Source organism: Mesorhizobium sp. M7A.F.Ca.US.006.04.2.1, from assembly GCF_004022915.1.
Lineage (GTDB): Bacteria > Pseudomonadota > Alphaproteobacteria > Rhizobiales > Rhizobiaceae > Mesorhizobium > Mesorhizobium ciceri.
Map to the genome: position 1 here is coordinate 1 of NZ_RZQA01000193.1, position 8337 is coordinate 8337.

The 8337-nt window shown below is 62.7% G+C and carries 12 protein-coding genes, 1 tRNA gene and 1 pseudogene; 5 read left to right on the forward strand and 9 right to left on the reverse strand.

The window, feature by feature from the left end; translation table 11 throughout:
* Nucleotides 1-418, forward strand: a pseudogene (locus EN925_RS12835) (AI-2E family transporter); the annotation flags it as partial.
* 80 nt (nt 419-498) lie between these two features.
* A complete protein-coding gene (locus EN925_RS12840) occupies nt 499-987 on the forward strand; it encodes a GNAT family N-acetyltransferase (RefSeq protein WP_127369043.1) in 489 nt (162 codons plus the stop codon).
* A 57-nt stretch (nt 988-1044) separates the two neighbouring features.
* Here the strand turns inward: EN925_RS12840 and EN925_RS12845 are convergent, their stop codons facing one another.
* The 4 genes from EN925_RS12845 to EN925_RS12860 all read right to left on the reverse strand — a co-directional run bounded on the left by EN925_RS12845 (nt 1045) and on the right by EN925_RS12860 (nt 3696).
* The gene (locus EN925_RS12845; protein WP_127388351.1) at nt 1045-2046 is read right to left on the reverse strand and encodes an aldo/keto reductase; all 1002 of its coding nucleotides are present in this window, start codon (nt 2044-2046) and stop codon (nt 1045-1047) included.
* Nucleotides 2047-2144: 98 nt separating this feature from the next.
* A complete protein-coding gene (locus tag EN925_RS12850; protein WP_013530762.1) occupies nt 2145-2390 on the reverse strand; it encodes a DUF982 domain-containing protein in 246 nt (81 codons plus the stop codon).
* A 131-nt stretch (nt 2391-2521) separates the two neighbouring features.
* Entirely contained in the window at nt 2522-2701 is a 180-nt protein-coding gene (locus tag EN925_RS39635; RefSeq protein WP_164753542.1) for a hypothetical protein, read from the reverse strand.
* Between the two features lie 110 nt (nt 2702-2811).
* Nucleotides 2812-3696: a LysR family transcriptional regulator gene (locus EN925_RS12860; protein ID WP_013530764.1), complete on the reverse strand. Its 885-nt coding sequence runs from the start codon at nt 3694-3696 to the stop codon at nt 2812-2814.
* A 103-nt stretch (nt 3697-3799) separates the two neighbouring features.
* On the opposite strand from EN925_RS12860, the gene EN925_RS12865 reads away from it, so the two are divergent.
* Nucleotides 3800-4669 carry an NmrA/HSCARG family protein gene (locus EN925_RS12865; RefSeq protein ID WP_127369700.1) on the forward strand — a complete coding sequence of 290 codons (870 nt, stop codon included), beginning with the start codon at nt 3800-3802 and terminating at the stop codon, nt 4667-4669.
* 80 nt (nt 4670-4749) lie between these two features.
* Here EN925_RS12865 and EN925_RS12870 read toward each other — a convergent pair whose 3' ends face one another.
* Nucleotides 4750-5067 (reverse strand): hypothetical protein, encoded by a 318-nt coding sequence (locus EN925_RS12870; protein WP_013530766.1) that lies wholly within the window; start codon nt 5065-5067, stop codon nt 4750-4752.
* Between the two features lie 278 nt (nt 5068-5345).
* Between EN925_RS12870 and EN925_RS12875 the strand changes: the two genes are divergently transcribed.
* Nucleotides 5346-5588 (forward strand): hypothetical protein, encoded by a 243-nt coding sequence (locus EN925_RS12875; protein ID WP_013530767.1) that lies wholly within the window; start codon nt 5346-5348, stop codon nt 5586-5588.
* Between the two features lie 91 nt (nt 5589-5679).
* Here EN925_RS12875 and EN925_RS12880 read toward each other — a convergent pair whose 3' ends face one another.
* The 4 genes from EN925_RS12880 to EN925_RS12895 form a co-directional block, all read right to left on the reverse strand.
* Entirely contained in the window at nt 5680-5886 is a 207-nt protein-coding gene (locus tag EN925_RS12880) for a hypothetical protein (RefSeq protein WP_013530768.1), read from the reverse strand.
* 194 nt (nt 5887-6080) lie between these two features.
* The gene (locus EN925_RS12885; protein WP_013530769.1) at nt 6081-6266 is read right to left on the reverse strand and encodes a hypothetical protein; all 186 of its coding nucleotides are present in this window, start codon (nt 6264-6266) and stop codon (nt 6081-6083) included.
* Between the two features lie 317 nt (nt 6267-6583).
* Nucleotides 6584-6657, reverse strand: a tRNA-Gln gene (locus EN925_RS12890).
* An 84-nt stretch (nt 6658-6741) separates the two neighbouring features.
* The gene (locus tag EN925_RS12895; protein WP_013530770.1) at nt 6742-7032 is read right to left on the reverse strand and encodes a hypothetical protein; all 291 of its coding nucleotides are present in this window, start codon (nt 7030-7032) and stop codon (nt 6742-6744) included.
* 551 nt (nt 7033-7583) lie between these two features.
* On the opposite strand from EN925_RS12895, the gene EN925_RS12905 reads away from it, so the two are divergent.
* Nucleotides 7584-8337 (forward strand): PAS domain S-box protein (locus EN925_RS12905; protein WP_128336590.1); only part of this gene is annotated, 754 nt, incomplete at its 3' end.

The window sequence follows — 8337 nt, forward strand, 5'->3', positions numbered from 1 at the left end:
GATGCTGGCGCAGGTGCTGGAGGTCCAGGGCGCGACGGTGTCGAAAGCCAGCTTTGCCGATATGGAACCCGCCGGCATTCGCCGCCTTGAGCTCGAAACCGTCGACACCGTCGTGGTCGGATTCCTGAACCGGGATTCCATCAAGCACGCCCGCTTTCTGGTCCGCCGGCTGAAGCGTGCGAAGGCCGCACTTCGGGTGGGAATCGTGTTCTGGTCGGAGGCCGACAGCGAGGACAAGGAGACGGCGGGCAAACTGGCGCGTGACATGAACGCGGATTTCGTGGCGCATGGCATGGTCGACGCGGTGCTGGGCGCGCTGTCAAACGAGCCGCCGGTCGCGCTCAAGCTTGTCGCCAAACGGCGCATGCGGCGACAGCGGGCCGCGTCCAAGAAGGTTACCGCGGCAGCGGCGGGTTGACCGAAATCGGCTGAAGGCCGGTGGAACCAGGCGGCCCTCCGCGCGGCCTTACGAAATTAGCTACCCGTCGGCGGTGAGAAATGCTCGAAATTCGCCCAGCCCAGGAAGCCGACCGGTCGGCGATCGTGCAACTGTGGCATCAGGGCTGGCATGATGCCCATGCGCATCTGGTTCCAGCCGAAATCCTGGCGTACCGAACGCCGGCGCATTTTGCGCTGTGGCTGGAGCAATCCACCGATGCCTTCCATGTGGCGGCAGCCGATGGATTGCTTGGCTTCGTCTCGATAAACGGGGCGGAGGTGGTGAAACTCTATGTAAGCCCGCAGGCACGGGGAAGCGGAACCGCCCGCGATCTGCTGTCTTATGCCGAGCATCTCTTGTGCGAACAGGGCGTGGCGGAGGCCGAGCTTTTCTGCACGGCGGGAAATGTCCGCGCGCAGAGATTTTATGCCCGCGAAGGATGGCGCTTGAACCGCAGCTTCGAAGACGCACTTTGGCTGCCGGATGATGTCGCCGGCAGGTTCACCGTGGAAACCCACTGCTATCGGGAGCATCTGGGCTTTCGTTAGCATCACTATTCGGAACGAGCTTGGCGAGATTGTCGCGGACGCTGGAGCAGGCGCCCCCTACCGGTCGACCATCGCCATGCCCCGCTCGGTATAGCGCGGGCCGGAGATTTTTCCCGGCGCGAGCGCTTCGTTGAGCGCGGCCATCTCGGCGGCATCGAGTTTGATAGCGGCGCCGGCGACGTTCTCTTCCAGGTATTTTCTGCGCTTGGTGCCGGGGATCGGCACGATGTCGATGCCAAAGCCGTCGCCCTTCGCCAGCAGCCAGGCCAGCGCGACCTGGCCGGGCTTGACGCCGCGGGCAGCGGCGATGTCGCTCACCTTGGCGGCCGCCTCGACATTGGCGTCGTAGTTTTCGCCCTGGTAGCGCGGGTCGTTGCGGCGATAATCGCCGTCGGGATAGTCTTCCGCACGCTTGACCTGGCCGGTGAGAAACCCTCGGCCGAGCGGCGAGAACGGCACCAGGCCGATGCCGAGTTCGCCAAGCAGCGGGATGATCTCCGGCTCCAGATTGCGCTCCCACAGCGAATACTCACTCTGCAACGCCGACACCGGATGCACGGCATGCGCCCGGCGGATGTTGGCTGCACCCGCTTCCGACAGGCCGAAGAAGCGCACCTTGCCTTGCGCGACGAGTTCGCCGACGGCGCCCGCGACATCCTCCATCGGCACCGCCGGGTCGACGCGGTGCTGGTAGAGCAGGTCGATACGGTCGGTTCCGAGGCGGCCGAGCGAGGCTTCCACCGCCTCTCGAATGTGCTCGGGCCGGCTGTCGGTTCCGGTCTGCTTGCCGTTTTCGATGCGGAAGCCAAATTTCGTGGCGATCGTCACCTGGTCGCGCTTGCCCTTCAATGCCCGGCCGAGCAGGGCTTCGTTGTCGTAAGGGCCATAGACTTCGGCGGTGTCGAGGAAGGTGCAGCCGAGGTCGATGGCACGGTGCAGCGTGGCGATGGATTCGGCCTCGTCGGCCGGGCCATAGGACTGGCTCATGCCCATGCAGCCGAGGCCGATGGCCGAGACCTGCAGCCCCTGGCTGCCGAGCTTGCGTGTTTTCAGGGTCATGGCAGGCGTTCTCCGGAGGGGGCGCAGCGATTATAGCGTCAGCAGGTTCAATCGATACGCCTATTCGATCACGATGTGGCTATTCGATAAGGATGTGGCTATTCGATCAGGATGTGGGCTTCGCGCGCTGCTTCGACGAGCGCCGCCCTGGCGACGTCGGGGGCAACATCGCCGCTCGTCGCCCGCTGGCAGGCGCGCAGTGCGGACCGATGCTTCGGGCTGCCTGCGTCACGCCAATGTGTGGTGAGCAAATCAATGGCCTGCTGTGTGTTGGACAGATGATGGATGGAACCGGTGACGCCGACCGAAACCGCCACAGGTTTGGAGAACCATGCCGTTTGCATTGGAACCACCTCAATTGGGCTGAAGCAATAAACGCTTATGGCCGCTCAAGGTTTCGTCGCTACCAATCAATCTGGCGTGATAGATTGCCGATACCCCCCAGCGGCATTGGGCCCCACATTGTCCGCGGGGCTCACATGTTCGAGGCGACGTCGCGGGTGGGCGGTGTTTTGGGTTTGTGGGCGGCGCGTTGCCGCGTCGCCTGGTCGGCAGGGCGGGGTTTGACCGTGTTCACGGTCGTGGGCGCCTGCGCCTTGCGGCGCTTGAGCCAGTTGGCTGACAGTTCGGCAAGGAGACTGCGCAAGTCTTTCACGGCGTCCTCCTCTTGTAGGGCGACAAGGTAATTGCCGTCGCCCCAACTTGTTCCACCGCAAACTCCTTCCGCCAGAAATAAAAGTTCTTGCCGGCGAAAGCAGCCGGGCATCACCTGCCGATATAGGCGGCCAGTTCGTCCGGCGTCCCGTTCGGGAAGGCCTGTTTCAGAAAATCCAGGAACGCCGACACGCGCGGGCTGAGCAGCCGCCGGGAGGGGTAGAGCGTCCAAAGAGCGATCTCAGGGGCGTCGATGTCCCCCCAATTCACCAACGTGCCGTCAGCCAAATCGTGGGCCACCAACGAAATGGGAAGACGTGCCGCACCGACCCCCGCTCGCACCGCATCGCGCACCATAATGAGCGTTCCCAAAGCGAGGACCGGCTCGATTTTGATCGTCGACCGGCCACCCTCGGTCTTCACGTGCCATGTTTGCCGTTCGCCTTTCCCGCGCGCAACGGCAGGGGCCGGTCCACCGGTGCGAGGAAGGTGAGGGCTCGCCACGACGACCAGCCGGTCGCGGAGAAACGCCCGTCCGACCAAGCTTTCGTCGGGATCCGGGTTGACCCGGATCACCAGGTCGTAGCCTTCCTCGATCATGTCCACAGCCCGGTCCTCCGTCGTGACCTCCAGCCTCACCTCCGGAAATTTGAGGGCAAATCCCGCGGCGATCCTCCCCATCGCGGTCTGAGAAAAAAGCAGGGGCGCGCTGATCCGCAGTCTCCCCTTGGGTCTTTGACCGCCCGAGGCGATCGCCGCGGCCGTCTCGTCCAGTTCGGCAAGCAACGCCCCCGTCCGCTCGAAAAGCGCCCGTCCTTCCTCGGTCAGCTTCAGGTTACGCGCACCCCGTTCAAACAGGCGCAGGTCAAGGCTGCTCTCCAAGTCTCCAACGCGCCGCGACAGGGTTGCCTTGGGTCGGCCGGTGGCCCGTGCCGCCTTGCCGAAACCGCCATGGCGGGCAACGAGGTTGAAATCGGTGAGGGCCAGAATATCCATAGGTGTTCCACCAGTGAGACGGTGCGTCTAAAATTTCGGTCTGTTTGAGTGTTTGTGAGCCACACATATTGGGCCTGTCAAGCAACCCAACAGGAGAAATTCCATGACCATCCTCGTTACCGGCGCCACAGGCAATGTTGGCCGCCAAGTCGTCGAGCACCTCGTCAAGCGCGGCGCCGACGTCCGTGCTCTCGTCCGCGATCCGTCGAAAGCCAGCTTCCCGGCGGGCGTATCGGTCGCGCAAGGCGACTTTCTCGATGTCGATTCACTGCGCAAAGCCATGTCCGGCGTTTCCACCCTGTTCCTCTTGAACGCCGTGGTGCCGGACGAATTCACCCAGGCTTTGGTCGCGCTGAATGTCGCCCGATCGGCGGGCATCGAGCGGATCGTCTATCTCTCGGTGATCCATGCCGACGTGTATGTGAACGTGCCGCATTTCGCCGGCAAGTTCGGCGTCGAGCGAATGATCGAGCAGATGGGCTTCCAGGCTACGATCCTGCGCCCGGCCTATTTCATCCAGAACGACCTGATGATCGAAGACGTCATCACCGGCTACGGCACCTACACAATGCCGATCGGCGCCAAAGGCCTCGCCATGGTCGATGTGCGTGATATCGCCGAGATCGCCGCTCTCGAGCTGCTGCGCCGCGAACGGTCCGCGGAGCCGCTTGCGCTCGAGCGGATCAACCTCGTCGGTCCGCAGACACTGACCGGGACGGATATCGCGGCCATCTGGTCCGACGTGCTCGCCCGGCCGATCAGCTACGGCGGCGACAACACCGAAGGTTTCGAGCAGAATCTCAAGCAGTTCCTGCCTGCCTGGATGGCCTACGACATGCGCTTGATGGGCGAACGGTTCCTGACCGACGGCATGCTGCCCGAGGCCGGCGACGTCGAGCGCCTGACCGCGCTTCTGGGCCGCCCTCCGCGTCCCTATCGCGACTTCGCCTCACAAATCGCCGGCTCTGCCTGACGGAACGGCTCCGGTCATCACCCGGTTCAGAAACAGCAGGGCGGCCTTTTGAGAAGGCCCCCTGTTCAGCCGGTACCGTCTTACTGCAGGGTGGCCGGACCAGGCCCGTCGCGTTGGGCGATCATCCGCCCGCCATCGTCGCCACCGAGACCATCCACGAACAGGCCAGCCACGCCGTCGAAATTGGTGAGCCCGTCGAATTCAATTGCGGCGCCAATCAGCTGGGCTGCCTGGAAGACAAGGTATTCGACGTCCTCGAGGGCGATGTTTTCGGCCAGGTTCCTGACCCTTACATGTTCCGCCACCGCCGTGATACTGACGATGCCGGTCTTCCTGAAGGCGATCTGGACCGCTGAACGGACGTCATCGCGCAGTCGCGCCGAGTAATCATACCGCATCGAAACCTCCCAAAGGGAACGGTTTTCTGTTCAGGTTGCACAATGCGGCAGAGGCTTCGTCTTGGCAAGTCACGAATTAAATAATATCTAAACAAATCAGCTAGTTAGCATAGTTATGCAAGTATGCGCCTTACGCCGAATACCATCAGGCTCATCATGCGCATGAGAAGCAGTTCACTCATCGCGAGGTCTTGACGCGCTAGGAGCGCTTTCCTAACTATTAGGTAAGCGAGTTGAATACTCATTCGAGGTATCGGGATCCTGAGCGAGGGAGCGCGATGACTGAACTGGAACGCCCGGAACGGTTGCAGATCATGCTGACGTCAGACGAGCTGGCTGCGCTGGAAAACTGGCGCTTCGACAAGCGTATGCCGAGCCGTTCGGCCGCGGTCAGGGAATTGCTGCGGCGCGGGCTTGCCTCGGACGGCTTCCTGACGGCGGAGCAAGGGGCGAAGTCGCAAGACTTCGGCATCCTGCCAACCGCCGGCGGCAACGGCATTTCCGAAAGCGGCAAGGAGTAGCGGGTCACCGCGCGTGAGCCGCTCCAGTCCTTTCAGGCTGCCGGTCGCCGCAACGCGGTGCCGGCCGGCCCAGCGGACCATAACTCTCGATTCAGAGGATGTTGGTCGTCACTTCGACGACGATCGCGGCACCTTCCAGGCTGCCATTGGTGACGTGCACGACACGCGATACCCGCAGATCCTGCGTGGTTCCATCGATCGACAGCGCAACGCTTTCGCCGATCCGCGGAACCGCCTGAAAAACCGCGTCCGTGGCCTCCGGCCGGTTGTCGATCGATATGCGGCAGTTGACGGTCATGAGATGTCTCCTGTGTCGGCCCGGTGGTCAACGCGGGGTCCGCGAAATGGTTTCAGGAGCCGGATGCAACTTGACGGCGCCCAGATCCGTAAAACACTAATTGCTCCATTGTTCATCGTAACGGAGCAACAGGGCCCGCTGGGGGCGTTGGGGCTGCCCCGGCGAGCTTGATCCGCCTTGCCAGGGGCGTGGCATCACCGGGGTATGGAGACGAGTTTCGGCGCCCGCAATTCCCCGGCCATCCTTGCCGCCTGGAAAATTGTCATCAAAACCAGGATGGGCTCACCCTCGGTCGGGTTGATGGTCAGCACGACGCGGCCAAGCTCGTCGCTCATGCCGCAAGACCAGTCCTTGACGGCTATCACCTTTCTCGCGGCCATATGCCGTTCTCCTGCACGGGAGGTTCTCTGCCGGCTACGCCGTCTGGAGTTGGTCGACAGAACCTTCGCCTGACATTGCAACCAGCCGAAATGCGGCAAATGCGGCCAATATCATGAAAACCGCCGTGACGTTCAGGGACATCGTCGACGCAAGGACGCCCCCGTCAAAGCAACTCAGTTCCATGCGCTGTACCCCTTCAAGCCACTGACGGCCTGGATGATGATCCTGCTTCGAGTGAAATACAAGCGCGCGCTAATGTGCTGAAGCTGGCTGGCCAGTCTGCGCGCGGCTTCGAACCAGCCAAGCGCTTGGTTGCTGGTTCCCGCTCAAGGGCTCGAACCTCGATTCACGCCTTCAAAGGGCGCTGTCCTACCATTAGACGAAGCGGGAAAATGCACGTTGCGCCCCACCCCTAGCCGGTTCGCGCGCCGGGATCAACGCACTGCGGCGGCAAAGCCGATTGGAAGCGCGGTGTCAGTCCGGAAAGTTGGTGACAGGTTCCTCGCAGCGGTAGACCGGGCAGCTGCCGTCACGGGTCGGGACATAGGCCGACATCGGCACCTCCGGCCAGTCGCATTCGTTGCCGAACTGCCTGACATAGCGGTCATAGGTGTTGGGGCCTGTGGTCAGCACCACGGCATGGCGGCTTTGGAGCAGTTGCCGGAGCTGGTCGCAACTCATCGTGCGGGTGTCGGGCCTGGCTTCGGCGAGGCCGGTCGCGGCCAGCAGGATCGCTGCCGTCAAGGCAATTCGGCGCATTGGCATGGCTGTTCCTCGAATGGACATATCGGCCGAAACTCGCATCCCGCCGGGTGGTTCCGCAACCGCCGGCTCGCCGTCTGTGGCAGCGCAACCAAATGGTCCGTCGTGCATTGCTGGGGATGGATGGCAGGAAGCCCTACAAAACTCCGCAATGGCGGCCCGGAAGCGGGGATCGCGAGGCCATGTGCTGTTCCTTCTGCGGCGGACGCGACCACAGCTACGAGGACTGTCCGCAAAGGAATCCCGACGCCGATGCAGTGCCCGTTGCGCCGCCCAACGACGCTGGCTCCGAAAAAGCAGGCCGATAAGACGGACAGGGCGAAGCGGTCACCGAGCTTACAGCAGCTCGACTGGATCGGCATCTACGGCCGCAGAGGCATTGCCGAGATGGAGGGCCGGGCATTATCGTGACATGCGTGTCCGCGACCGCAAATGCGGAATGTTGCGCACCGACTGCAACCAAAATGCCCGGTCAGGCATTTCTGGCACGAGGGAAATCCTCACGCATGCCCGGACGCTGGCGGGAGGCGGCAAGGTGGGGCCACGACGGGGCAATGACAGAATTGGCAAGCGTCGATAGCCTGCTCGAAATCACTGCCCACGCTCGGCTGGCGGCGATTGTCGATTCGTCCTTCGACGCCATCGTCAGCAAGGACCTGAACAGCATCATCACCAGTTGGAACGCGGCGGCGCAACGCATGTTCGGCTACACCGCCGAAGAGGCCGTCGGCCGCTCCGTGCTCATGCTCATCCCCGATCATCTCAAGGATGAAGAGACCGACATCATCAGCCGGGTTCGCAAGGGCGAACTCCTGGCCAGCTATGAGACTATCCGCCGGCGCAAGGATGGCGGCCTCATCGCCGTGTCGCTGACCATTTCGCCGATCAGGAATGCGTCCGGCGAGATCATCGGCGCATCGAAGATCGCCCGCGACATCACCGCCAGCAAGGAGAGCGAGCGTCGGATCAGGCTTTTGCTCCGCGAGGTGAACCATCGCGTCAAGAACCAGTTCGCGGTGATACTCTCGATGATCCGGGAGACCAGCAAACGCTCGACCGATCCGCGCGAGTTCGAGGAGATGATCCGTTCCCGCATCATGGCGCTGTCGCGGTCGCACGATCTGCTGGTGAACTCGGAATGGGCCGGCGCCAGCCTCTTCGACCTTGCCCAGGAGCAGCTCAAGCCGTTCGGCCACGAGGCGCGGGTATCGCTTTCCGGACCGCTTTTGACCCTGCAGCCGAATGCCGTGCAAAATCTCGGCATGGCGTTCCATGAACTCGGCACCAACTCTTCCAAATATGGCGCGC